At 39.0% G+C, this 25,500-nt stretch carries 22 protein-coding genes; 10 read left to right on the top strand and 12 right to left on the bottom strand.

What is annotated here, in order from left to right; all coding sequences use genetic code 11:
* The first annotated feature begins 172 nt into the window (after nucleotides 1-172).
* The 6 genes from BMW39_RS12095 (at nucleotide 173) to hemL (ending at nucleotide 6,753) form a co-directional block, all read left to right on the top strand.
* The gene (locus BMW39_RS12095) at nucleotides 173-745 is read left to right on the top strand and encodes a porin family protein (RefSeq protein WP_034975749.1); all 573 of its coding nucleotides are present in this window, start codon (nucleotides 173-175) and stop codon (nucleotides 743-745) included.
* Between the two features lie 172 nt (nucleotides 746-917).
* On the top strand, nucleotides 918-1,769 hold the full coding sequence (locus BMW39_RS12090; protein WP_034975746.1) for a transketolase: 852 nt from the start codon (nucleotides 918-920) through the stop codon (nucleotides 1,767-1,769).
* A gap of 122 nt (nucleotides 1,770-1,891) precedes the next feature.
* Nucleotides 1,892-2,845, top strand: a complete 954-nt coding sequence (locus BMW39_RS12085) for a transketolase family protein (protein WP_034975743.1) — start codon at nucleotides 1,892-1,894, stop codon at nucleotides 2,843-2,845.
* 308 nt (nucleotides 2,846-3,153) lie between these two features.
* Nucleotides 3,154-4,068 carry a 1-aminocyclopropane-1-carboxylate deaminase/D-cysteine desulfhydrase gene (locus tag BMW39_RS12080; RefSeq protein ID WP_034975740.1) on the top strand — a complete coding sequence of 305 codons (915 nt, stop codon included), beginning with the start codon at nucleotides 3,154-3,156 and terminating at the stop codon, nucleotides 4,066-4,068.
* Between the two features lie 270 nt (nucleotides 4,069-4,338).
* Nucleotides 4,339-5,403: a glucosaminidase domain-containing protein gene (locus BMW39_RS12075; RefSeq protein WP_034975738.1), complete on the top strand. Its 1,065-nt coding sequence runs from the start codon at nucleotides 4,339-4,341 to the stop codon at nucleotides 5,401-5,403.
* 69 nt (nucleotides 5,404-5,472) lie between these two features.
* Nucleotides 5,473-6,753 carry a glutamate-1-semialdehyde 2,1-aminomutase gene (gene hemL / locus BMW39_RS12070; protein WP_034975736.1) on the top strand — a complete coding sequence of 427 codons (1,281 nt, stop codon included), beginning with the start codon at nucleotides 5,473-5,475 and terminating at the stop codon, nucleotides 6,751-6,753.
* 448 nt (nucleotides 6,754-7,201) lie between these two features.
* Here hemL and namA read toward each other — a convergent pair whose 3' ends face one another.
* The 5 genes from namA to BMW39_RS12040 all read right to left on the bottom strand — a co-directional run bounded on the left by namA (nucleotide 7,202) and on the right by BMW39_RS12040 (nucleotide 12,074).
* On the bottom strand, nucleotides 7,202-8,263 hold the full coding sequence (namA, locus tag BMW39_RS12060; protein ID WP_034975732.1) for an NADPH dehydrogenase NamA: 1,062 nt from the start codon (nucleotides 8,261-8,263) through the stop codon (nucleotides 7,202-7,204).
* A 47-nt stretch (nucleotides 8,264-8,310) separates the two neighbouring features.
* The gene (locus BMW39_RS12055) at nucleotides 8,311-8,757 is read right to left on the bottom strand and encodes a hypothetical protein (RefSeq protein ID WP_034975730.1); all 447 of its coding nucleotides are present in this window, start codon (nucleotides 8,755-8,757) and stop codon (nucleotides 8,311-8,313) included.
* Nucleotides 8,758-8,934: 177 nt separating this feature from the next.
* Nucleotides 8,935-9,390, bottom strand: a complete 456-nt coding sequence (locus BMW39_RS12050; protein ID WP_034975729.1) for a DUF1569 domain-containing protein — start codon at nucleotides 9,388-9,390, stop codon at nucleotides 8,935-8,937.
* Nucleotides 9,391-9,393: 3 nt separating this feature from the next.
* The gene (locus tag BMW39_RS12045; RefSeq protein WP_051879924.1) at nucleotides 9,394-10,515 is read right to left on the bottom strand and encodes a tetratricopeptide repeat protein; all 1,122 of its coding nucleotides are present in this window, start codon (nucleotides 10,513-10,515) and stop codon (nucleotides 9,394-9,396) included.
* Nucleotides 10,512-12,074, bottom strand: a complete 1,563-nt coding sequence (locus BMW39_RS12040) for a helix-turn-helix domain-containing protein (RefSeq protein WP_051879923.1) — start codon at nucleotides 12,072-12,074, stop codon at nucleotides 10,512-10,514. The genes BMW39_RS12045 and BMW39_RS12040 overlap by 4 nt, the downstream gene beginning before the upstream one ends.
* A gap of 233 nt (nucleotides 12,075-12,307) precedes the next feature.
* On the opposite strand from BMW39_RS12040, the gene BMW39_RS12035 reads away from it, so the two are divergent.
* Together BMW39_RS12035 and BMW39_RS12030 are read left to right on the top strand one after the other, a co-directional pair.
* The gene (locus BMW39_RS12035) at nucleotides 12,308-14,305 is read left to right on the top strand and encodes a GEVED domain-containing protein (protein ID WP_034975727.1); all 1,998 of its coding nucleotides are present in this window, start codon (nucleotides 12,308-12,310) and stop codon (nucleotides 14,303-14,305) included.
* 122 nt (nucleotides 14,306-14,427) lie between these two features.
* A complete protein-coding gene (locus BMW39_RS12030; protein WP_034975724.1) occupies nucleotides 14,428-16,038 on the top strand; it encodes a CTP synthase in 1,611 nt (536 codons plus the stop codon).
* A 70-nt stretch (nucleotides 16,039-16,108) separates the two neighbouring features.
* Here BMW39_RS12030 and BMW39_RS12025 read toward each other — a convergent pair whose 3' ends face one another.
* A complete protein-coding gene (locus BMW39_RS12025; RefSeq protein WP_034975722.1) occupies nucleotides 16,109-17,563 on the bottom strand; it encodes a tetratricopeptide repeat protein in 1,455 nt (484 codons plus the stop codon).
* Between the two features lie 253 nt (nucleotides 17,564-17,816).
* On the opposite strand from BMW39_RS12025, the gene yidC reads away from it, so the two are divergent.
* Both yidC and BMW39_RS12015 read left to right on the top strand, forming a co-directional pair.
* Nucleotides 17,817-19,595 carry a membrane protein insertase YidC gene (yidC, locus tag BMW39_RS12020; protein ID WP_034975720.1) on the top strand — a complete coding sequence of 593 codons (1,779 nt, stop codon included), beginning with the start codon at nucleotides 17,817-17,819 and terminating at the stop codon, nucleotides 19,593-19,595.
* A 713-nt stretch (nucleotides 19,596-20,308) separates the two neighbouring features.
* Nucleotides 20,309-20,968, top strand: a complete 660-nt coding sequence (locus BMW39_RS12015; RefSeq protein WP_034976185.1) for a TrmH family RNA methyltransferase — start codon at nucleotides 20,309-20,311, stop codon at nucleotides 20,966-20,968.
* Nucleotides 20,969-21,046: 78 nt separating this feature from the next.
* On the opposite strand, the gene BMW39_RS12010 is transcribed toward BMW39_RS12015, so the two are convergent.
* From BMW39_RS12010 to tsaD, 6 genes are all read right to left on the bottom strand, one after another.
* Nucleotides 21,047-21,628, bottom strand: coding sequence for a DUF1572 family protein (locus BMW39_RS12010; RefSeq protein WP_034975719.1), 582 nt, complete (start codon nucleotides 21,626-21,628; stop codon nucleotides 21,047-21,049).
* Between the two features lie 86 nt (nucleotides 21,629-21,714).
* Nucleotides 21,715-22,464: an RsmE family RNA methyltransferase gene (locus tag BMW39_RS12005; RefSeq protein ID WP_034975717.1), complete on the bottom strand. Its 750-nt coding sequence runs from the start codon at nucleotides 22,462-22,464 to the stop codon at nucleotides 21,715-21,717.
* 93 nt (nucleotides 22,465-22,557) lie between these two features.
* Nucleotides 22,558-23,460 (bottom strand): DUF808 family protein, encoded by a 903-nt coding sequence (locus BMW39_RS12000; RefSeq protein WP_034975714.1) that lies wholly within the window; start codon nucleotides 23,458-23,460, stop codon nucleotides 22,558-22,560.
* A gap of 87 nt (nucleotides 23,461-23,547) precedes the next feature.
* Complete coding sequence (locus BMW39_RS11995) at nucleotides 23,548-23,952, bottom strand: hypothetical protein (protein WP_034975712.1); 405 nt, start codon at nucleotides 23,950-23,952, stop codon at nucleotides 23,548-23,550.
* A 91-nt stretch (nucleotides 23,953-24,043) separates the two neighbouring features.
* On the bottom strand, nucleotides 24,044-24,457 hold the full coding sequence (locus BMW39_RS11990) for a hypothetical protein (RefSeq protein WP_131474320.1): 414 nt from the start codon (nucleotides 24,455-24,457) through the stop codon (nucleotides 24,044-24,046).
* 23 nt (nucleotides 24,458-24,480) lie between these two features.
* Nucleotides 24,481-25,497 carry a tRNA (adenosine(37)-N6)-threonylcarbamoyltransferase complex transferase subunit TsaD gene (gene tsaD, locus BMW39_RS11985; RefSeq protein ID WP_034975708.1) on the bottom strand — a complete coding sequence of 339 codons (1,017 nt, stop codon included), beginning with the start codon at nucleotides 25,495-25,497 and terminating at the stop codon, nucleotides 24,481-24,483.
* Between the last annotated feature and the right edge of the window lie 3 nt (nucleotides 25,498-25,500).

The raw sequence follows: 25,500 nt of genomic DNA, 5'->3' as shown, positions 1-25,500 counted from the left end.
AAACGCTGGAGCTTTTTTTTTGTCTGATAATCTACATTAAAAATAGTTTGAATATAATTTTAATGTCATAGATTAAGTTTTATCTATTTTGTTTTGTAGTTTGGTAAAAAATATTAATTTAGTAACGTTTTAAGTTAATTTAACATTTAATAACATTTTAAAAAATCAAACTATGAAAAAAATCATTTTAATCGGCGCTGTAGCACTATTTGGAGCTATGAACGCTCAGACAAGATTTGGTCTAAAAGCTGGAGCAAATCTTTCCAGTATTTCAAATGAAGAAGATAGCAAGGCCAAATTTGGGTTTTATGCTGGAGCTTTTGCTAATATTCCAATTGCTGAAACTTTCAGTCTTCAGCCAGAAGTACTTTATAATGGCAAAGGTGTGGCTTACGACGGACCTGGAGATGCGAGAATGAGTTTGGATTACATATCGATACCTGTCTTTTTCCAGTACAAAGCAACACCGCAGTTCTACTTGGAGGCTGGTCCTGAATTCAGTTTTTTAATCAGTGGGAAAGCTAAATATGATGGAGAATCTGAAGATGTAAAAGATTACATCAGTGGATTTGACTTTGGTATTGGCTTAGGAGCAGGATACAACTTCACACCCAACTTCGGAGCAAACATCAGATATGTTGCTGGTGTTACGGATATTGTGAAGGATGTTGAAGGCTTTGAAAATGATGAATCTTATAGAAACGGTGTTTTCCAATTGGGTCTTACCTACACATTTGGGAATTAATTATTATTTTAAAATTAAATCAAACTCCAGTGGAAACGCTGGAGTTTTTTGTTTTCACATTTTTTATTATTAAAAATTGTTAATTGTTAAAAAGTCATCTTTATTATGTTGAGTTCAGCTTGGAAGGACACATAAAAAATCAGTAATTTCGCATTAAAGTAAATCTTAAATAATGAGCAAATCTATTGAAGAGTTGAAAAGCCTTTCAACGCAGATCAGAAGGGACATTCTTAGAATGGTTCACGATGTTAACAGCGGACATCCAGGAGGTTCTCTTGGTTGTACAGAATATTTCGTAGCACTTTATGGGGAAATTATGAACTACAAACTACCTTTCACGATGGAAGGTAAGGGCGAGGATCTGTTTTTCCTCTCCAATGGTCATATTTCACCAGTATTCTATAGCACTTTGGCAAGATCTGGATTCTTTCCGGTTGCAGAATTGGCTACTTTCAGAAAGCTGGATTCAAGATTGCAAGGTCACCCGACCACACACGAAGGTCTGCCAGGTGTAAGAGTAGCATCAGGATCGTTAGGTCAAGGTCTCTCAGTGGCTTTAGGCGCTGCGCAAGGGAAAAAATTGGCTGGTGATGATTCTTTGGTTTACACACTTCAAGGTGATGGCGAATTGCAGGAAGGTCAGAATTGGGAAGCTTTTATGTATGCTGCTGGTAAAAAGGTGGACAACATCATCTCTACCATAGATTACAACGGAAGACAAATTGATGGAGATACGGATACGGTCCTGCCATTGGGAGATCTGCACGCCAAGCTGGAAGCATTCGGATGGTTGGTTTTAGAAGAGAAAAACGGTAACGATCTGGAAGCTGTGATTGGAATCTTGAACCGAGCAAAAGCAGAAACAGGAAACGGAAAACCAGTAGCGATCATACTTCACACAGAGATGGGAAGCGGCGTAGATTATATGATGGGAAGCCACTCTTGGCACGGAAAAGCACCAAATGATGAGCAGTTGGACACAGCGTTCAAACAATTGTACCTCGAAGCTCCAACTGATTATTAATTATCAATGATAAAATATAAGTGATGAATGATTTTTTTAATCACGTAAATTAAATCACGGTAAAAATCATTTATCAACCATCATTTATCAATTATAATATTCAACCATCAATTAAAGAAAAAATGAAATATACATACACAGAAAAAAAAGATACACGTTCAGGCTTCGGAGCTGGTTTGGCAGAATTGGCTGACACCAACCCAAATGTTGTCGCACTTTGCGCAGATTTGATAGGCTCTCTGAAGATGGAAAAATTCATAGAAAAAGCACCGGAAAGATTTTTCCAGACCGGGATTGCTGAGGCCAATATGATGGGCTTGGCAGCAGGTCTTACGATCAATGGGAAGATTCCTTTCGCTGGTACTTTCGCCAATTTTGCAACGTCCAGAGTTTATGACCAGATCCGTCAGTCGATTGCTTATTCAAACAAAAATGTGAAAATCGCAGCTTCCCACGCTGGAGTTACTTTGGGCGAAGATGGCGCAACACACCAGGTTTTGGAAGACATCGGAATGATGAAAATGCTTCCCGGGATGACGGTTATCAATCCTTGCGATTACAACCAGACCAAAGCCGCAACTTTGGCCGCAGCAGAGCACGAAGGCCCAGTTTATCTGAGATTTGGTCGTCCTGTGGTTCCAGTTTTCATTCCAGAAGATATGCCTTTCGAGATCGGAAAAGGAATTCTTTTGCAAGAAGGAACAGACGTTACCATCGTTGCAACCGGACATTTGGTTTGGGAATCTTTGTTGGCGGTGGAAGAGTTGGAGAAGGAAGGAATCTCTTGCGAGGTTATCAACATCCACACGATCAAACCGTTGGATGAAGAAATCATCCTTAAGTCTGTAGAGAAAACAGGAAAATTAGTTTCAGCAGAAGAGCACAATTTCCTTGGCGGTTTGGGCGAATCCATCGCTGGAATGTTGTCCAGAAGAAGACCAACACCTCAAGAATTTGTAGCCGTTCACGATACCTTCGGGGAATCTGGAACGCCGGCACAGTTGATGAAAAAGTACGAAATCGATGCAGAAGCTGTCGTAAAAGCAGTCAAAAAAATCATCGAGAGAACAAAATAATTCTCAGAAATCACACCACACAAAATCCACCATTTTCGGTGGATTTTTTGTTTTCTGAATTTTTTAGGAGCTTAATCCCGCTATCCACTATTACTCCTCGCGCCAATCTTTACCCAAGGTTTGCTGTGGGGTAACCGTTACTATCGGGGCTATGGATTTTGACATCCAAACCAAGTTTTCAGATTAATTGAACATTCCAACATTCCCCTCCTTTGGAGGGGTGGATTCCAAATTGTAAAATTTGGAAGACGGGGTGGTTTATCTGACAAATAAAACGCAATTCTAAATCAAAATCAGTAATTTTGAAGATGCTTCAAATCCCTGAACATAAAATCCCCATCACAGAAATCGAAACCAATTTTGATGTCCAGATTTTCGTCAAAAGAGAAGACCTCATTCATCAAAAAATTTCTGGAAACAAATTCTGGAAACTCTTCCTAAACGTCAACCAATATCTGGAATCAAAACCTCAAAATCCATTGTTGATTACTTTTGGTGGCGCATTTTCAAATCACATTGCATCGGTTTCTGCTTTTGGAAAAGAGTTTGGAATCAAGACCGTTGGAATCATCCGCGGAAATGAATTGGAAAATAATTGGCAAGAAAATCCCACACTTTCCGAAGCCTCAAAAAACGGAATGGATTTTCATTTTGTGTCAAGAGAAGATTATCAGAACAAAGAAAAGCTAACTGAAAATTTTTCAAATCAATATCCGAATTCATTAATTATTCCGGAAGGTGGAAGCAATGAATCGGCTGTGGAAGGGGTGCAATATATGCTGGGAAACGACACCAAAGATTTTGATTATCTTTGCACCGCAGTTGGAACCGGCGGAACAATTGCCGGGATTTCCAAATTTGCGGAAGCTGGTCAAAAGGTTTTAGGCATCAAGGTTGTAAGAGATGATTCGCTGGAAAAGACAATTCTGGAATGGAGCGGAAAGGGAAACTTCGAATTGGTAAATGCGGATGAAAACCGCTATGGCAAAATATCAGAAGAGAATGTCCGTTTTATAAATTGGTTCTTTGACGAATATCAGATTCCGCTGGACCCGATTTATACTGGAAAGCTAATGCAAACCATTTTTGAATTGGCACAAAAAGGATTTTTCCCGAAAGGTTCAAAGGTTTTGGCTTTTCATACCGGCGGATTGCAAGGCATCAAAGGAGCGAATTTGTTTTTGAAGAATAAAGGAAGAGAATTGATAAGTTTGAATCTGTAATAGCAGGACGAAAACCCCTTCAGAGTTTCAAACTCTGAAGGGGTTGGTGGAGTTTTGGATGGGGAAATTTTTAAAGACAAATCTTGAAAAGAATTAGGAAACCCATAGCCCCGATAGTAACGGTTACCCCACAGCAAGAGCTGGGTAAAGCTTTGGCGCGAGGAGTAATAGTGGATAGCGGGAAATAGCTCCAAATAAGAACTGTCAAGTTGCTATTCGACGTTGGTCAACAAGCTCCTGAAAAATAAAAGTATTTTGTAAAAAATAAATATGAGAAAGTTATTAGTGATTGGTTTTTTGGGTGTTTTAGGCTTGGTGAAAGCGCAAACCTGGAAAACGGAAGACCAATATATCCAAAAATTTGCGCCGTACGCGGTGGAAGAAATGGAGAAATATAAGATTCCAGCGAGCATCACTTTGGCTCAGGGACTTTTGGAAACCGGAGGCGGACAAAGCCGACTGGCGCAACAAGGGAAAAACCACTTCGGAATCAAATGCAAAGAAGACTGGACGGGAAAAACAATGAAACACACGGACGACGCTCCCAACGAGTGTTTCCGCGTGTATGACGACCCGAAGCAGTCTTATGAAGACCATTCGATTTTTTTGGCGACGCGAAAATATTATGTCGGATTGTTCAAGCTGGATGCGAAGGATTACAAGGCTTGGGCGCACGGACTGAAAAAGGCGGGCTATGCGACGAATCCTAGATATGCGCATATTTTGATTGATAAAATCGAGCGGTACAAATTGTATGAATTTGATAAGACGAGCAAAGATGAGGTTTATTATGCCATCTTGAAATTGTATCCTGCGCTGAACAACGATGCGGTTTTTATGGCGCAATTGGGTCAGGAAAAACAAAATGACAAAGTTGCTCCGCCAACCATCAAAGTGGATTACACGCAAGGTTCCTACGCCAAACAACAGAATAAAGTGTCGGAAATCGTAGATTCTAAAACGAGAACGGCGCTTCTGAAAAATATCTTAGTCAAGAATCATCCGAATGATGGTCTTAAGTTTTTCATAATGCCTGTGGATGCGGATATTTCTGAGATTTCTAAGAAGTTTGGAATCAGCGAAAAACGTCTGATGAAGTACAACGAATTGGAAAGTTCTAAACTGGCGAAGAACGACATCATCTTCCTGGAAGGTAAAAATTCATCAGGAAACAAGGCGACTTACAAAGCTGGAACGGGCGAAACGATGCACGATATTGCTCAGAAATTTGCCATCAAGGAGAAAAAACTTTATAGCAAAAACAGGATGAACCAAGGTGAACAGCCGAAATCCGGACAATTGATTTATCTTCAGAATAAGAAACCGAGGTCTTAGAATTTAGAAACCAGATGTTAGAAATTAGAATTAAAACTAACAACTATCAACCAACAACTATCAACAACAATGTTATACCAAAGAAGTTCAGCGCTTTTTGAAGAGGCGTACAAATATATTCCTGGCGGTGTGAATTCGCCAGTTCGTGCATTCAAATCTGTGGGTGGCGTTCCACTTTTTATGAAGTCTGCCAAAGGTGCTTACCTGACCGATGAGGACGACAGAAACTACATCGATTACATCAATTCTTGGGGACCAGCCATCTTGGGACACACGCATCCAGAAGTTTTGGAAGCTTTGAAATTGCAGGCGGAGAAAGGATTTTCTTTCGGAGCGCCAACAGAATTGGAAACCGAAATTGCAAAGTACATCGTAGAAAATGTACCGAATGTTGACCAAATCAGAATGGTTTCTTCCGGAACTGAGGCTTGTATGAGCGCGATTCGTTTGGCAAGAGGATTTACTGGAAGAGAGAAAATCATCAAGTTTGAAGGCTGTTACCACGGGCATTCGGATTCGTTTTTGATTCAGGCGGGAAGTGGAATGGCAACGTTTGGAAGCCCCAATTCGCCAGGCGTAACGCAAGGAACTGCGAAAGATACTTTGTTGGCAGAATATAATAATTTTGAGCAAGTTGAAGACCTTTTCAAAGCGAATCCGGAACAGATTGCCTGCATCATCGTAGAACCGATTGCTGGGAATATGGGTTGTATTTTGCCGGAGAATAATTTCCTTCAAAACCTTAGAAAAATCTGTGATGAGAATGGTGCACTTTTGATTTTTGATGAGGTGATGACCGGTTTCCGATTGGCATTTGGTGGCGCACAGGAAGCTTTGAATGTGAAAGCCGATTTGGTGACTTACGGAAAAGTGATTGGTGGCGGATTGCCAGTTGGTGCATTTGCTGGACGCAACGAAATTATGAATTACCTTTCGCCAAGAGGAAACGTTTACCAAGCCGGAACTTTGAGCGGAAATCCTTTGGCGATGCGGGCTGGACTAAAAACTTTGCAACTAATAAAACAAGACCCAGAATTCTATAATAAATTAGCAAAAACGACAGAAACCTTAGATTTCGAGATTGGAAAAATCCTGAATGAGAAGGGCATAAAACACAGAATCAATCGAAAGGGAAGTATGATGTCGATTTTCTTTGATGTGACCTCTGCGAGTAATTTTAATGAGGTGAATAATTCAAATATTGGCTTGTTCAACAATCTGTTTCATCAGGTTTTGAAACAGGGAATCTACCTTCCGCCGAGTGGTTATGAAACCTGGTTTATTTCGTCTGCAATTGGCGATACGGAGATTGATAAGACGCTGGAAGCTTTTAGGAATTTTCAGTATTAGATAAAATAAAAAAGACTTAGCGAGAATTCGTTAAGTCTTTTTTATTATTGATTTTCCATCATTTTCTCAAAAATTCCGGGAACCCAAATGAGCAATAGTTGATAAAAACATATTAGTCCGATAAATAATTTTTTGAATACGAAATCTTGAACAGATAAAACATTTACTTTCAATTGTTTTCGTTTTGCTAACTCTTCATTATTTCCGAAGACATTCACAAACTTCTTCATAAACTGAAGTATTACAAACGAAAGCGAAAACATTAATAAAAACAGAAACAATCTGTTTGATAATCCTTTGAAAAAATAATTAAAGACAAAAAGGAGTAAACCACAGAAAACAATTGAGTAGATATAACTTGGTTTTACAACTCCATTATTATACTTCAAATAAAGAACATAGCTCACAAAAATAAAAAACAGAGAATGTAAGATTTGTGCAAGTATCATTACTTCGCTGGTTTCGCTCTTAAATACTGGTGCGGATAGAAATTCTCCTCATTATTTTTCCAAGCTGCCTGCACTGCAAAATATGGATTTCTCAGAATCTCTCTTGCCAGGAAAATCAAATCTGCTTGACCACTTTTCAGGATTTCTTCGGCTTGTTCAGCTGTGGTGATGAGTCCAACTGCGGCTGTATCTATTTCTGCGATTTTCTTCACATCTTCTGCCAGTGGAACTTGGTAACCTGGACTCAATGGAATCGTTACACCATTGATGTTTCCACCGCTGGAAACGTCTATCAAATCTACATTTTTGGTTTTTAAAACTTTGGCGAGTTCTGCGCTGTCATTCACATTCCAACCGTTTTCTGCGTATTCTGTTCCGGAGATTCTTACGAAAAGTGCAATGTCGTTTGTGATTTCAGCATTCACTGTGTCCACAATTTCCATTAAGAATCTTGAGCGGTTTTCTGAATTTCCACCGTATTCGTCGGTTCTTGCATTGGAAAGTGGTGACAAGAATTGGTGAATCAAGTATCCGTGCGCACCGTGGATTTCTATGACATCAAAACCTGCGTCAACGGCTCTTTTTGCAGCTTTTCGGAAATCTTCTACCAATTCTTTGATTTCTTCAACAGTCAATTTGTGTGGCGTTCTTTCTGAATGATGGAACGGAATCGGGCTTGGTGCGATGGTTTCCCAACCTTCTTCCAAATCCAATTGACGGTTGGTTTCTGTGGAGATAGAACCTTTTCTGCCGGCGTGAGCCAGCTGGATTCCGATTTTGCTTTCCGAGTTTTCGTGAACGAAATTGACTATTTTTTTCAAAGCCAAAGCTTGTTCATCATTCCAGATTCCAAGACATTTGTTAGTGATTCTCCCGCGCGGTTCTACGGCGGTTGCCTCCACAATGATAAGTCCGGCGCCGCCTTGTGCACGACTGCCGTAATGCACGAAATGGAAATCATTCGCAACGCCTTCTACTGCAGAGTACATACACATTGGCGACATCACGATTCGGTTTTTCAGTTCTATGTTTCTGAATTTTATAGGTGTGAAAAGTTTCATTTTTGAATTTTTATGATAAAATGGCTTCGAGAGACTCAGCCTGACAATTAATTATTGAAATAGAAAGGGAATTTTAAAGTGTTTCCATAATTTTGCCAAGTTCCTTCGAATTTCAATTGGTTTTTTTCTGATGATTTTTTGGTGGTGAGTTCTCCTGTGAAAATGCCGTTGTGTTTTCCGGTTCCTTTTTCCGAGAGTTTCAAATCGTAGATTTTGACCCTTTCTTTTGAGTTTTTACTTTTTGTGGGATTGAAAGTGATTGTCCCTTCGAAGTCGGCTTTTGTTCCTTCGACGTCGGAATATCCTGTGACTTTGTAACTGCCTAATTTTGGATTTTCGGAAGAAACGGTTTCGAAAAGAACTTTCAGAGTGGCAGAATCGTCGATTTTTCCGGTGAAAAGTTCACTGTTGTTTTGGAGTTCTTTTTCAATGTTCTGAGCGTTGAAAAATGTGAAGCCAAAAATTAGTACTAAAACAAAGACGAGTTTTTTCATATGGTTTGATTTAATGGTGATTGGAACGGCGAATCACTCGCAGCCCGACTTGAACGGAGCTCATTTTTTTGTGGCTGGAAGAGCGAAGGCAAAAAATAGCGGGAGTGGAAGGCGGAAATAGCTGCCATAAAAATAATGACAAATTGCTATTCGACGTAGTCAAAAGCTGCTCAAATTCTAAACCCCAAATTGCTGCAAATGGTGGTCGAGGTGTTTGGCCATCATATTGTTCCACTCGGTAGAAGTGAGTTTTCCGAAGTTGAAACTTTCTTTCCCTTCGAACGCGTCTGCGCCCAACTGCTGGGTTTTCTGGATGAATCCGATGATGCGTTTTCTCTCGTCCTCGAAACTTTTGTTGTCTGTGATGACGAACATTGCGGAAGTTGGCGAGTTGTGTTTGTACGGCGTTTCGCTCACGACCGTTGATTTGACGAAGCGTTTCAGAATCCATTTGGTGATAAGGCCTGGTTTCTTGTGTTTTTCGGATTCGTAGATGAGTTCGTAGGTGATGTTGCAGTGTGCCAGCATTTTGTCTACGGACATCACGCCCCATTTTGGGAAAGAATCTTCCGTAAGCGCATTGATTCTCTTGATGAAATGGCTCGTATCGTTTTGGTCGAAAATATTCTTCATTCTTTAGTTGGTGATTTTGTTGATTTGATTCAGCTTTTCAATTAATAATTTGTTGCGTCGCTTGTGTTTGATAAAATTAAGAAGAAACCAAATAAATACGGCGGCAGAAATGGCGATGATGACGGAACTTATGATTCTCAGTCTGCCTTTTTGCTCCTCGATTTTTTTGTTGTTTTCCTGATTCAGCACATCGATGCTTTTGTTGAGAGAGGCGAGTTCGCTTTGTTCCCTTGCAAATTTCGTCTCGATGTACAGTTTGTTGTACACTTCATAATTGTTCCAATCTTGAAGTGCGAGATAATTGTCCGAAAAACCTTTATAAATTCCTTCACTCAAGACAAGGTCGCCGACTTTTTTGGACAGATTGACAGATTTTTTCAAAAGTTCAATCGCTTCCTGGTGTTTTCCCAAGACGGTGTAATTCTCCGACAAACCTTTGTAGGCAAAAGCTTCCAAACTCTCTGCGTGAACGGCTTTGGCGACCTCTGCGGATTGTCTGAAGTATTTTTCCGCCTCATTATATTTTTTGAGATAAAAATAGCTGTAGCCGACATTGTACAGAATGACGCTGCTGTTGGCGATGGAATTCTCGTAATTGCCGACTTTTTTGATGTAATCTAAAGCGGTGAAGAATTTCTCCAAAGCCAACTCATTGTTGTCCTGATTTTTATAAACCAAACCTCGAACTGCGGAATTTAATCCAAGATACAAGGTTTTGAATTTCCCATCTGGCAAGGTTTGGCAAAGCTTGTAATATTCGTCCAGAGATTCCATCGTTTTGCTGTAAAGTCCCATATTTTGGTACTGCAAAGCGATGGAGTTTAGGATTTTGATTTTTTGTTCCGGATTGGAAATAGATTTGCTGAGCTCCTTCATTTTCAGGACGCAATCCAAAGATTTGTCGAAATCCCGCTTGGACATATAAACTCTGGAAAGCAGCTGATAGAGCTTGATGGTGTTGTCTGTATCTTTTTCACCTTTTAGCATTTTCTCTACAAGCTGGATGGCGTTGTCGGGATTTTCGTAGACATAGGAAAACGCTTTTTTGTACAATGCCTCGTTGTACTGGGATTTGAAAATTCCGGTAAATGAGAAAAGGATGAATATGAAAAGGAAGCGTTTCATTTTTTGTTCTGTGTCAATTGCTGAATGTAAGTGTTTGGCGAAATGCCAGTTACGGATTTGAAAACGGTCGTAAAAGCGCTGTGGGAAGAGAATCCGGCTTTCTCTGCCAGATAGCTTACTTTATAATTAAGGTAAGCCGAATCGGTTTTCAAAAGATAAGCGATGTAGTTGATTCTGAGTTCGTTGATGTAGTTGTTGTAATTTTTTTCTTTGTATTTGTTAATGACTTCCGAGAGATATTTGGTGTTCGTTTCCAGTTGTCCGGCGAGTACGGCGAGTGACATTTCCTTGCTCAGGAAGTTTTCAGATTTCTCGAATTCCTCAAGTCTTGCCAAGATATCCGCTTCTTTTTCCTTGGAGATGACGACTGGTTTTTTGGAGATTTCAGTTTCGGTTTTTTCGGTTTTGATGATTTCTTTCTCTTCGATTTTCTTGCTGAATTCCTGTTGTTTCAAGTCGAAATCGATTTGTTTTTGGATGGATTTTGTCTTTCTCTTTTCAGAAATGCTGAAGAAAATAATCGCTGCGATTCCAATCAAACAAATGATGGAAATGATTAGAATATTCGTTGTGAAGTTTTTGTGAGAATCTTCAATGCGTTGATTTTCGTATTGGTCATTCAGTTTGACGAGATTCCTGATAGCTTCTTTTTTATTTTTGTCGAGTTTATCGGTTTGCTCTTTGTAAATGGAGTAATATTTTTGATACAATGCTTCATTTTTCAATGCCAGATAATTCTTAGACAAATCATCGTAGATTCTGTTTTTGAGCGCATCGTAAGATTTATTTTGAATCAATTCCAAACCTTGATTCAGATTTTCTGTCGATTTTTGATACTCTTTTTTAAGGAAATGAATCCTTCCCAAATTATCCAGATTGAAAGCTCTCAAGAAAATATATTGCGGTGTTTTATTAAGTTTCGTCTGAATTTCGTTCGCTGTTTTTTCCGCTTTATCAATTTGATTTTGAGAAATATAAAGGAAGGTCTCATAAATCTGATTTTCTATCGAAATGATAAAATCCTCATCCGAATCTTTCAGTAACGCATTGCTTTGCTTCAGGTTTTCCTGTGCTTCTTTCCATTTTTTCTGAACCATCAGATTGGAAGCATTCAACTGATAAATGTAAGCCAACAAGTTTTCGGGGTAACGCTGGGATTTTATCTTCGAAGCATTGTCTACCAGATTTTGCGAAATTCTGATGGATTGTTTGTAAAGCCTTAATGACTGATATTGTTGCGCCAAGGCATAATCGGCGTAGAAAGAAGCGTTGTCGTTTCTATTTTCCTTCAGATTTTTATTAATGGATTGCTCGATGGATTTGGCATAATCACCTTTGAAATTGTAGGCTCGAGACGACAGGATTTGGACGCGCTGTCTGATGAGTTCTGATTCCTTATTCTCATCAATGTTTTGAAGGATTTGAAATGCGTTGTCGGGATTTTCGTAAAGACTTTTGTAAGCCTTGTCCAAAAGTTGCAAAGTTTCTGGGTTGCTTTGTGCCGAGGTCAGAATGACGCCGGAAAAAAAAATCAACCATAGAAAAAGCAATCGTCGCATAGCACAAAAATAGCTTTTTTATTTGTGAAATACACGATTTTTACGATTTCATTGATAATATAGAATCAATAAAGCTTTGTTTTTAATGATTTGATTATTAATATTTTAAATAATTGATACTTTCTAAATTCACGAATTCGAAAAGATAAAATTTAGGATTTGGGATGATTAAGACTTAAAATTGTACAAATAAGTTTAATGAAAATTTCACATTTTAATATTTAAGAATAATTATGAAAAAAGTCTATCTACTTTTACTTGCTATCACTGCGATGACAGGTTTGAAGGCACAACAAATGGAATTCAGATTAATAGACGAGATGGGTGCTCGTTTTTATGATGTCAACGACAGCGGAAACGCCATCCATTCTGGTGCATATTACAATTATACGACCAATGAAACCACACCTACAGAAGGTGGGCAGGCTACCAACCGTATGAACAATGCAGGTGATATTGCTGGAGCAACTGCAATCGTCATTTCTGAAGAAGAAAGTATTGCGATGTCCGCTTACAGAAAAAATGGAACTTGGTACAACATCGATTATTTCGCAGGAGAAACGCCTAGCAGCAGTTCATTTTCTAACGCCAACGACATCTCACAGAACAGCAAGTATGTGACCGGACAGATTGGAGCATCAGGATTTACAAGCTGGCCTTTCATCTACGATACAGAAACCAATACGCTTACCAAACTTTCCGGTGATAATACTTACGTCAATGGTAGAGGAGAAGCGGTAAACAACAGCGGAATCGTCGCTGGTTTTGCGGACAGAGAAGACCTTGTTACCACGGGGACTTTGTGGCTTCCTGCTTATTTCGAGCCCAATGGAACGATTCATTACATCGATATGGGAACACTTGAAAATGGTGAGGCTGCAGATATCAACAATGCAGGTTTGATTGTAGGTTACAAAGGTACAAAGCCTTTCATCTATGATATTATGACTGGGATTTACAAATCTTTCAGTCCACCAGCTGGATTTAACAGAGCGGTTTTCACTTCTGTTTCAGAGAATGGGATTGCATTGGGATATGCAGGCGATGCAGGTAACAGAGAGGTTATCATCTACCATCCTTCATTAGGTTCTGGTCCTATTTTCCTTAAAGACGTTCTAATTAGAAATGGCGTAACTATCACCACATTAGATGGTAAATTGGGAACAGGGATGAATATCTCTCCGAACGGTAATTTCGTTTGTGGATTTGATAATACGATTCCACCTTTCTTTGCTGGCGGCTGGATTGTTAATTTAAATAATTTATTGCTTGGAACCAATGATTGTGCAATCACTTGCCCAGAGAATACAGAAGTAACTATTGCCAACGTGACTCAGACTTCTGCGGTTGTGAATTATACTTTGCCAATTGTCTGTGGCTCATCTCCTTCGGCAGGTTTGACAACGGTTTTGGTCTCAGGATTCGAATCAGGTGCACAATTCCCGATTGGAACGACCAATGTTGTTCATAATCTGGTAGATGCAGATGGGAAAGTAGTCTATGTATGTTCTTTCCAGGTGACTGTAAAAGATTTGTACTGTTCAGCTTCACCACAGTGGGGTGTTGATTCTATCACAAAAGTTCAGTTTGCAGGAATCGATAATAGTTCTGACCCTTATTCTGCCAGCGCAAACGAATATTTCCTAGACAAAGTGGGCGAGGTTTACCAAGGTAGCCAGTATCCGTTTGTTCTAGAGGCCAATACCAATTTTGGTTATGACTATGCTTCTGTTTTCATCGACTGGAATCAAAATGGAACTTTCACAGATGCAGGTGAAGTTTATGAAGTGGGTGCAATGACGTCTGACGGAGAAGATGGCGCTCAAATCACAGGCGATATCGCTGTGCCAGCTGTGGCTCTTACTGGTAAAACTAGAATGAGAGTGGTCCTCAACTGGGATGTTTCTTCTACCGATTCTTGTAATAATGAAACAGCATTGTACGGACAGTCAGAAGATTATATGCTAGATGTGAAAGAATCTTTGGCAACTTCTGATATCAGCAAAAACAGAGTTTCCATCTATCCAAATCCGGTGAAGAATGTTCTTAATTTCAACGGCGCAAAAGATATTTCGAAAGTTGAGGTTTACAATGTTGCTGGACAAAAGGTGAGATCCGTAGAGAATTTGTCAGACAGCAAGATCGAATTATCTAATTTGACCAAAGGAACTTACATCATCAGAGCCAACGTGGATGGTTTGGTGAAGTCCTTCAAATTCATCAAAGAATAATCATTTGTGTTTTTATAATTTTAATCGAAAAGAGCGGGTAGATTTCTATCCGCTCTTTTTATTTTTCCGCTGAGAATTGCAGGTTAACTCCAGATGCTTTAACTTTGCACAAACCTAATCTAATGAGTAAAAAAGAAACGAAATACATCTTTGTGACAGGAGGTGTGACATCGTCACTGGGTAAAGGAATAGTCTCCGCTTCTTTGGGACTTCTATTAAAATCGAGAGGTTTTAAAGTGACTATCCAAAAACTTGACCCTTATATCAATATCGATCCGGGAACCCTCAATCCTTACGAACACGGCGAATGTTATGTGACCGAAGATGGTGCAGAAACAGACCTTGACCTTGGACATTACGAGAGATTCCTAGACAGTCCAACTTCCCAAAACAACAACGTTACCACAGGTAAGATCTACCAAACCGTTATCGAAAAGGAACGTAAAGGTGATTTCCTAGGGAAAACCGTTCAGGTCATTCCACATATTACCAACGAGATCAAACGCAGGATCAAGATGCTTTCCAAAAAGGATTATGACATCATCATCACAGAGATTGGTGGAACGGTTGGTGATATCGAGTCGCTTCCTTATATCGAAAGTGTTCGTCAATTGCAATGGGAATTGGGCAAAAACAATTCAATGGTGATCCATTTGACCTTGTTGCCATATTTAGCTTCAAGTGGAGAACTGAAAACAAAACCTTCCCAACATTCCGTTCGTCAATTGATGGAAAGCGGGATCCAGGCAGATGTTTTGGTTTGCAGAACAGAACACACGATTCCAAAAGAGCAAAAGGCGAAACTGGCGCAATTCTGTAACGTAGGTTTAGGAAACGTCATCGAATGTATCGATATGGATACGATCTACGAAGTGCCATTATACCTACAAAAACAAAATTTCGACGAGGTTGTGTTGAATGAACTCAATCTTCCGGTAGGAAAAGATGCAAACTTAAAGGATTGGAAAACTTTCCTTAAGAAATATAAAAATCCAAAGAAAACTGTCGAGATTGCCTTGGTCGGTAAATATGTTTCTCTTCAGGATTCTTACAAATCGATTGCAGAAGCATTTATCCACGCAGGTTCCGATATGGAGACCGAAGTGAAGGTAAGATGGGTTTACAGTGGTGACATCGAGGCAGAAGGTGCTGAAAAATTACTCAAAGATGTAGACGGGATTTTGGTCGCACCTGGTTTTGGAGATCGCGGGATCGAAGGTAAGATCCAGGCGGCCAAATATGCAAGGGAGAACAAAGTACCATTGTTGGGAATTTGTCTTGGAATGCAGATCATGACGATCGAGTTTGCTAGAAACGTTTTGCAACTGAGCAAAGCCAACAGTATGGAATTCGATACGTCTACGCCAGATCCAGTGATCTCTTTGATGGAAGAACAGAAAAACGTAGTGGACAAAGGCGGAACGATGCGTCTTGGTGCTTGGAAATGTGCATTGAAAGCTGGTTCCAAATTAGCAGAGGTCTACGGTGCAAAAACCATCTCAGAACGTCACCGCCACAGATACGAGTTCAACAGTGATTACAAAAAAGATTTCGAGGAAAAAGGTTTGGTACCAACAGGATTCAATCCAGAAACAGAATTGGTGGAAACCTTGGAATTGAAAGATCATCCTTTCTACGTTGGTGTTCAATATCACCCAGAATATAAAAGTACGGTGGCAACGCCGCATCCATTATTCAAAGCGTTTATCAGCGCTGCGGTCAAAGGAAAATAAAACTTACTTAAATTAAAAAAACAGCTGTGAATTGATTTTCACAGCTGTTTTTTTTGTTTTAATATTAATGTTAATTCAACGATCTGTAAAAATTACTTTTTTTAATTTCATCGTTCTTGTTTTCAACAGATCTCTCAGTGTAGAAGAAACTTTCTGATTTTCTAAAGTTGAAAGAATAATAGTTTCCCTTCATCTTTTTGATACTCATTATCGCTTTTTCCAGATCAGCTTTGAAAAGTTTTTTATCTTCCTTACTGTCCGTCAGGTATTGAGTTAATATTTGACTTTGAACCCGAGTCAGTTCATTTTCAGAAAAAAGAATACCTAGGAATGAAGCATAAGATTCATTGCGTTTGTTTTGATGATGATAGGCTTTGGCAATCGAAAGAAGCGCATTATTGGTATCACTTCGGATCTCATCATCGTCATTATCAGGCGGAAAATTCAACACTGATTTTTTGTAAAGATCAATGGCATTGCTGTAGTTTTTCTGGGAAAAATAGTAGTCGCCCAAAGTGTGAGCGGAGAAATGTTTTAGACCGTATTTATCTATATTTACATTACCATCAACCAACATTTCAGATGGGAATTTATATTCTAAAAGATAATTAAGCATTGGAGCGTAATTTGCCAGTTTTTCTCGATCTAATTCTTTCTTTATGCTTTCTGTATTTCTCAAAAATGATTGATCTTTACTCAACGAACTGCGCTCGCGAAGATGATTGACCAAGATATCCACGCTATTTGAATAATGGGCAAATGGATATTCGTCTAAGAAGATCCGAAATTCTGCATCTTTTTCTTCCTTGATTTTTTCAATCACTGCAGATCCAGATATTTCTTCATCTGCCATACTTAGTTTGAAAGCGTACATTCCAATTCCATAATTCCCGAAGCTGACGGCATACATCCAATCGTTGTCGCCACGGATGAAGGAAACATCATCATAGCTATTGACCTTGTGTTCGTAGGTCATTTCCGTCAGCAAACTATTTGCAGCGGGAACATGCGTGATCAACCATTTGAAAGTTTTTGTTTGTCCAATTTCTTTCCAATTATTTAGATAAATGTTAGCATATTCTTTCATTTCTTCGCTCGGTTTTTTTGTAGTGGGAGAGCGGAGTCCGGAGATATCTACTTTCCCATTTCTATGACTGAAGATGGCAGGATAGATGTCCAGATCTGTATTGTCATAATCCAAATAAAATCCAATCCCAGTCACAATTTTTGTAAGATTTTCGGCATCGGTTTTTTTGGCATTTTTGAAGTTATCAACAAAAAGTTTGAGGAATTTATAATTGGGATGTTTGGGATCATATTTTTTAACGATTGTATCCAGGGTTTTTTCATAAGCAGAAAACGGCTTCGATTGTGCGTTGGAGAAAGAAAAACAATTGAAAATGAACATTAGAATGACTAATGATTTTGCTAATTGGAATCCAGTAATCTTCTTGCTGGAGGTTTTTTTTGATGACGGCGATGTGAAAAATTCGGCCACCTTATTTAGCAGGTTGTTTTTTTTCATTCAGTTGTGTTTTGATTACTAAATTAGTAAAATATCAAATGAGAATGCTTGAAATCTTCTGGGAAATATTTTCCACTTTTAATTTCTAAAAAGTAATTCCTTTCCTTAATCGTCTTTATAACAGAATCTGAAAAATAAATCCTATTTTTGCAGACCAAAATGATGTAGATTTTGAATTAATGAATTGTCATCCTGAGCGGAGTCGAAGGGTCAAGTCAAATTTCAAATCTTAAACTTTAAATTATATTCTATAATGCAGCAAAACAACGGATTAGATAAAAGCCAGCTGATCAGCTTCGGTATTTTTTCTATGATTCTTATCGGTTTTATGTTTTATTTCCAAAACCGAAACGCGAAAGCCGAGCAGGAACAACTGGCCATTGATGCCAAAAAAACAGAGCAGACGACCAAAGCAAAACCGCTTGCTACCAACCTGAATGCCGCAACTGTGACGCCAGCTTCTGTGCAGAAGGTCAATCTTCAGAATGACGAACTAGCACTTGAGTTCTCTAGCATTGGTGGACAATTGAGCTCCGTAAAACTGAATAAATATGAAGCTTTCGGTGGAAAACCACTTTATCTTTTCAGCAACAACAACGCAAGCTATGGCTTCCAGTTCAAAGACAAAACCAACAAGGTTTTCAATACCAAGGATCTCGTCTTTGTGCCAACTGTTGCAGGAAACTCCGTTACCTTGACCTCGAAGATCGGAACTGCTGTAATTCAATTCGTTTACACGCTTAAAGCAAAATATACGGTAGACTTCCAAGTAAAAACACAAGGTTTGGCAACATTGGTAAACGATGGCAAAGCTGAATTTATCTGGGATTACACAGTAAAAGGTGCAGAAAAAGGAAGATCGCAGGAGGAAACTCACACAGAGTTTGCCTACTCTTTCAACAATTATAAAGACTACGATTACGACGCTCGTACCGATATGAATGAGCCAGATGAAACGCTTAACTGGATCGGTGTGAAACAACAGTTTTTCTCTGCCGTAATCGAGGCTAAGAACGGATTCACAAAATCAAAAGGAAATCAAGAGATCATCGAAGAAGGTGAGTTCTTGAAGAAATTCAATTACAATGGTCAGGTCAACTTGGCTGGAAACGAATTGAATCAAGACTTCACTTGGTACTTCATGCCATTGGATATGGAGTTGCTGAAGTCATTCGACAAAAACTTCGACGAGATCTTGCCATTAGGTTGGTCATTCATCGGATCATTGAACAGATATGTCTTCATGCCGTTGTACAATTTGATCTCATCTTGGGGCGTTGCAGCAGGTTGGGCCATTTTCTGGATGACGATCATTGTGAAGTTGATCTTGTCTCCGGTCATGTTCAAACAGCACAAACTCAGTGCAATGATGAAGGTCATTCGTCCAGAGATCGATGAGGTGAATGCCAAATTCAAGGACGCGGATCCAATGAAAAAACAACAGGAAACGATGGCGGTCTACAGGAAAGCCGGTGTGAATCAGATGGCGGGTTGTTTGCCAGCCTTGGTTCAGATCCCGTTGTTCTATGCACTCTTCCGATTCTTCCCGAATATGATCGACCTTCGAGGCAAGAGCTTCTGGTTCGCACCGGATTTGACGGCTTACGATGATGTGATCAAATTCGGATTCAAAGTGCCATTATTAGGTGAGCATTTGAGTATTTTCGCTTTGGCTTGTACGGTTGTGATCTTGATCTACACCGTGATGACTTCCGGAAACATCCAACAGCCTCAGCAAGAAGGAATGCCAAATATGAAAGTGTTGATGTACATCTTCCCGATCACATTCCTATTCTTCCTGAACAGTTCAGCTTCTGGTCTATCTTGGTACTACTTCGTATCCAATGCGATCAACATTGTGATCATCTTGGTCATCAAATATTTCATCTTGGATGAGAAAAAGATCCACGCGCAGATTCAGGCCAACAAGCAAAAGGAACCGAAGAAAGAAGGTAAGTTCCAAAAGCGAATGAGAGAGATGATGGAGCAGGCACAACAACAGCAGGCACAGCAACAAAACAAAAAGAAATAAATATAGAAAGCGGTAATTTTTTTTTACCGCTTTTTTGTTCCTCAGCCTCTTCAGAGTTTCAAACTTTGAAGGGGTTTTTCTTTTGAAGTTTCCAACTCAGAAGAGGTTTTTCCCCATTTGAAGTAATTTTTAGGAGCTTGATCCTGCTGTCCACTATATCTTTTTTGTTTTTCAGAACGTTTGTCATTCCAAACAACGTGGGCCACAGAAAAACAAAAAAGGATGCCGTTCCCATCAGGGCTAGGGATTTAGTTATCCAATTGGTATTTGCAGATTAAAATATAAAGTTTGTCGTTCCGCAGAAAGCCCAATTCAGTATTAAAGAAGTCAATCCAAATTGTTTTGATTTATAAAGAATGACAAAATTGTTTTTTTTGAGAGGCTGTTTAAATTTCATCAAAATTATTTCCCCGACCCTAAAGGGAGTAATTTTGATGAAATTTTCAAGGCGTTTTTTCACCCTTTAGGGTTGGGGAAAAGAAAAATGCTTTCAAAATTTTATTTTTTAATCATTTTTAAACAGGCTCTGAATCTGCAAAAACCGCCCAATCTGCGAGAAATAATTACTTCTATGCTGAGCATCAGCGCCTTTGCCAACCTTAAAATATTTCGATAATGTCCAAGGAAAACTTTGCGGACTTTGCGTTCAAAATCTGCATTTTATAAAAATAAAAATCACGAAATTTGCACCCACCAACTTTAAACCCAAAACCTTGAACCCAAATTCCACCTACGAATATCTTCAAACTTTTCTAACACCAGAGCGCCTCGCTAAGATTGAACATTACTCTCAAGAAAGTTCAGATTTCGTTTTGCCGGTAATGGAAGATATTTACCAATTCCGAAACGCTGCTGCAATTGTCAGAAGCGTGGAAGCTTGCGGATTTCATAAAGTTGTGGCAATGGAAAAAGAAAACTTCTTCGAACCCAACCTCAAAGTCACCAAAGGCGCAGACACGTGGGTCGAGGTCGAGAAAATGCCCAGAACGATAGAGTCATTAAAACTGATCAAAAACCGAGGTTACAAGATTGTCGCCGTTTCTGCCGAGAACAACGCAAAAATGCTCCCGGATTACAAAGTTGATGAACCATTGGCTTTGGTCTTCGGAACAGAATGGGAAGGTACAACGGACGAACTGCTGGATTTTGCTGATGAAACTTTAGCAATCCCAATGTTCGGATTCACGAGAAGTTTCAACGTTTCTGTAGCGGCAGCCATTTGTATGTACGAACTCAAGCAAAAACTCCTCAAATCCAACATCGATTACAAATTGTCCGAAGAAAAATTGCTTCAAATGAAAATCCGCTGGGCAGTGAATTCTATTCAAAGTGGGGAACAAATTTTAGCAAGGTATTTACAGGAAAATTATTAAATTAAAAAAATTGATTAGAAATCATTTTCTCAGCACTTCACTTTTTGATACTGAGTTTTAATGTAAAATTCAAATATCCTAAACCTTAAAATCATCTCGTACTTCATCACTCTTCGCAAAACAAACGGGAGAAGCATTTTCTTGTCCATCAAATTTTGAATGGATTTCTTGATTGAAATCTTCAGATTTATTTCTGGCGATAGAAAGTGTTTGCCAATCTTGATCTTTCATCATTTTTCCAATATAAATGATTTGACCAACGTGATAAGGATAATGCGCGAGTTGTCTGAAAACCGCATCTAGAACAGAATGTGCCTCGCCTCGGATGTAGATCGTTGCATTGATATTTTCATCCGTGATTTGATTCAACGCTTCGAAAAGGCAACGCCAGCCTTTTTCCCAATATTCCAAAACTTCGTCTTTTGTTTTGAAGGTGTTTGTAAATTCCAGGTCCCGGTTTCGCCAATTCTTCTCGCCATCTTCTATCAAAAAATTGGTCCAGCGCGACAACATATTTCCTGCAACGTGCTTTATAATGATTGCTACCGAATTGCTTTCCTGATTGTATTGCCAGAAAAATTGTTCCTCGGAAAGTTGAGCTAAGGTCTTGTCTCCGATGTTTTTGTAATATTGGAAACGTTTTACAAAAAGGTCTTTCATTGTGAATTTGTTTACCTATAAATATAAAAAAATCCTTTCGGTCTGGAAAGGAAATAATTTTTATTGTAAATAATTCAAGTTAAATATCAGAACATCTTATTATAATTCCAGGCGGCTACAAAAATTCCCGCTGTTTCCGTTCTCAATCTCTGATTTCCAAGCGAAACTGCTTTGACACCTTTTTCCGCCAATAGCTGAATTTCCTTATCAGAAAAGTCACCTTCCGGACCGATAAGGAATGTTAGTTCTGAAGATGTCTTCGAGAGCCTCAGACTGACATCGCTCGAATGGTCATCCTTAGCGGAGTCGAAGGGCCGAAGCGCGTTCAAATTAATTCTTTCCAAATTCTCATTACAATGTGCGATAAAAGTATTTTCAGGATTTAGATTTTTCATAAACTCAGAAAACTTTTGTAGGTCATTCACCTTTGGAAAGTGAGAACGCAAACTTTGCTTCGAAGCGCTGATCGCTTGTTTTCTCAATTTATCGATGCTGATGTTCTTTCGCTCGGTTTGTTCGGTTTGGATAAAACTAACTTCAGAAATTCCCATTTCCACTGCTTTTTCCAGGAAAAATTCTATTCGGTCGATGTTCTTCGTTGGCGCAATGGCGATGTGAAGTCTTGGTGAAAAATCAGGCAGATTTTCTTTGACCTCGGAAACGTTGAGCGTTACTTTTTTGCCCTCGAAAATTAGTGTTCCTTTGGCAAGATTTCCTTTTCCATCTGTCAAGTAGATCTCTTCACCTTCGCGCATTCTGAGAACTTTTGCGATGTGCTGTTGTTCATCGGAATCAATTAGAATTTCGGGGAAGATCTGTCCAAAGAAAAGTTTCATTTTATATTAATTATTTGCAGATTATTTGTCATTCCGTAGGAATCTAAACTTTTAAATCGCGTTGAGATTCCTACGGAATGACAAAAGTGTATGTTATTTCTTAGCAGGTTTCATTGCAGAAAATATTTTCTTACCAATTGTCACCAATAAAACCGCTATCAATCCAAACACAATCCCCAATCCAAATTGTGGCACTTGCTCAGGAATATTGGCTGGAATCTTTTCTGAAACCCAATGATGAACAGCATCTATGTAATGGTGAAAGATCCCGCCAGAAACCAAAAGCAAAGCGATAGTTCCAACAACGCCAAGAACCTTGATGACAATTGGCAAAGCTTTGATAAGAACCTGCCCAAGTCCGTTCAGAAAACCTTGGTTGTTAGATTTTTTTTGAAGGAAAAATCCGGCGTCATCCATTCTGACGATCAATGCTACAAGTCCGTAAACACCGACTGTTGCGATGATAGCTACAAAAGAAACACTGATGATCTGGGTAATCAAAGGATGCTGTTTTTCCAGCGCAGTTCCCAAAGCAATAATGACAATCTCCAAAGAAAGGATAAAATCGGTCTTGATCGCCGAACTGATCTTCGACTTTTCCGAATTCTCGTCCTCTTCCGGCAAAGTACTTTCCTGAACTACTTCGTGACCTTTTTTCTCGCGGTGAAATAGAAATTCAACGATCTTCTCCATGCCTTCGTAAGCCAAATAGACACCGCCAAGAATCAGAATATAGTTGATGGCTGGTTCGTACAGCCACTTCAGGAGAAAAATCAGAGGAAGAATGATCAGCTTATTGATGAAAGAACCTTTGGTAATTGCCCACAAAACCGGGATTTCACGAGATGAAAGGAAACCGGTTGCTTTCTCCGCATTGACTGCAAGGTCATCGCCGAGGATTCCGGCTGTTTTTTTTGTTGCGAGTTTACTGGTGACTGCGATGTCGTCCATCAATGCACCAATATCATCTAAGATTGCGAAGAATCCTGAAGCCATAACTTTTTATTTTGATGCAAAAATAAGTTTTATAGTTTGAAATTCAATGCGAAAAATGATGGTGGCGAAGATTTTATAATTGATGTTTTAAAATGCGATTTCATTTTCACTCAGAAATGCAACACCTGTTTTCATGGTCGTGTAAATATCTGTATCACACTCCCGCAGAGAACACATATAGACTTCTTCTTTCCAACTTCCATTAATGAAAATAAGATTCAGATATTCAAATTTTCGCAAGTTGTTTTTGATGGACAAGAAGTCACCTTCTTTTGGTTCGTAGGCAAAGCTGAAAACATTTTCAGAATTGATCGTCTCCAGAATTTCCTCTTTGATATTTTGAATATAGCCAGTCTCGGAGCTTGTCAGTTCAAATTCGTCAGATCCTTCTGCGTTTTCATTTTTCCCCGTAATCGTTTCTAAAATCCAGTAATATTTTGAATTCTTTTTGGAATGTGTTCCGAGTTGTTTTTCTTCTAATAATATTTTCATAGACTTTATGTAGCGTTAGCTTTAATTTTTATATCTGTAAACTTCCCAGATATGTGTTTTAGTAATATTGACATTGGATCAGTGGAAGTTTTTACAGTATTTTTCGGAAGATGAAAATGTCTTTTACATTAACGGTATCTTTTATCATTTCATTTGATTTTCCTTTGTTCATTTCTCTAACAATAATTTTTTTATTTTCATTTTTAAAGAGAACTTTTTTATCAATAGGATATTTACTAGTGTCAATCGGATTAAATTGAATGTCAAAAATAAAATATGAAATTATAATTGCAGTTAAGACACATAAAATTTTTGGAGGTGTTTGCTTTAAAAATATTATTAATAAACTAAAAAAGCATAAGACAAATGATGAATAATGTGTTGCCCAAAATAAATTATAATATAACCTATCTGTAAAAGTCCATTCGGAAAAGAAGTACGTTTTTATCGATGTAATAATTACAATTCCTAAGAAAATGATAAATGATGATTTAACTATTTTCATTGCGAAGTTTTTATGCCAATATATCATAAATCATACTTCGCCGTCGCCGTCGTCCTAATATCAGTAAACTCGCCACGTTCATATTTCAATTTGGCAACAATCGCGATCATCGCTGCGTTATCTGTCGTATATTCAAATTTTGGGATGAAGATATTCCAACCCAGTTTTTCCTGATTAATTTCCATTGCTTTTCTCAAAACTGAATTGGCAGAAACACCGCCGGCAATTGCAACTTCTTTTATATTAAGGTCAACAGAAGCTTTTTCCAATTTGTTCATCAAGATTTCAATGATCGATCTTTGGACAGATGCGCAAAGATTATTCAGGTTTTCCTTGATGAAATCCGGATTCTTCCGCACTTCTTTCTGTATAAAATAGAGTACAGAAGTCTTGATCCCACTGAAGGAGTAATCGTAATTCTCCATTCTCGGTTTGTTGAACTGGAATGCATCAGGATTTCCTTCTTTTGCCAATTTGTCGATGATTGGTCCTGCTGGATAATCGAGGTCGAAGATCTTTCCGATTTTGTCAAACGCTTCGCCTGCTGCATCGTCTATCGTTTTTCCAATGATTTCCATATCGAAATAGTCTTTTACCAAAACAATCATCGTGTGACCACCAGAAACCGTCAAACAAAGGAAAGGAAAAGTCGGCGGCGTTGGATTGGCATCGTCTATAAAATGTGCCAAAATATGCGCCTGCAAATGATTCACTTCGATCAAAGGCACGTCCAGGCTCATCGCCAGAGATTTGGCGAAAGAAGTTCCTACGAGCAGTGATCCCAAAAGTCCGGGACCGCGCGTGAAACCGATCGCGCAAATATCATTTTGTTGTATATTTGCTTTGGAAAATGCTTTTTCCACCACAGGGATGATGTTTTGCTGATGCGCTCTGGAAGCCAACTCGGGCACCACACCGCCATACTCGTTGTGGATGGCCTGGTTGGCGGCAATGTTGGACAGGATTTTGCTACCGCTGATGATGGCTGCAGAAGTGTCGTCACAAGAAGACTCGATACCTAGAATAATAGATGCACTCATAAT

This window comes from Epilithonimonas lactis, assembly GCF_900110605.1.
In the GTDB taxonomy this organism is placed as follows: Bacteria; Bacteroidota; Bacteroidia; order Flavobacteriales; family Weeksellaceae; genus Epilithonimonas; species Epilithonimonas lactis.
Note: the sequence above shows the minus strand (reverse complement) of the source record. Positions and strands in the feature narration are given on the sequence as shown.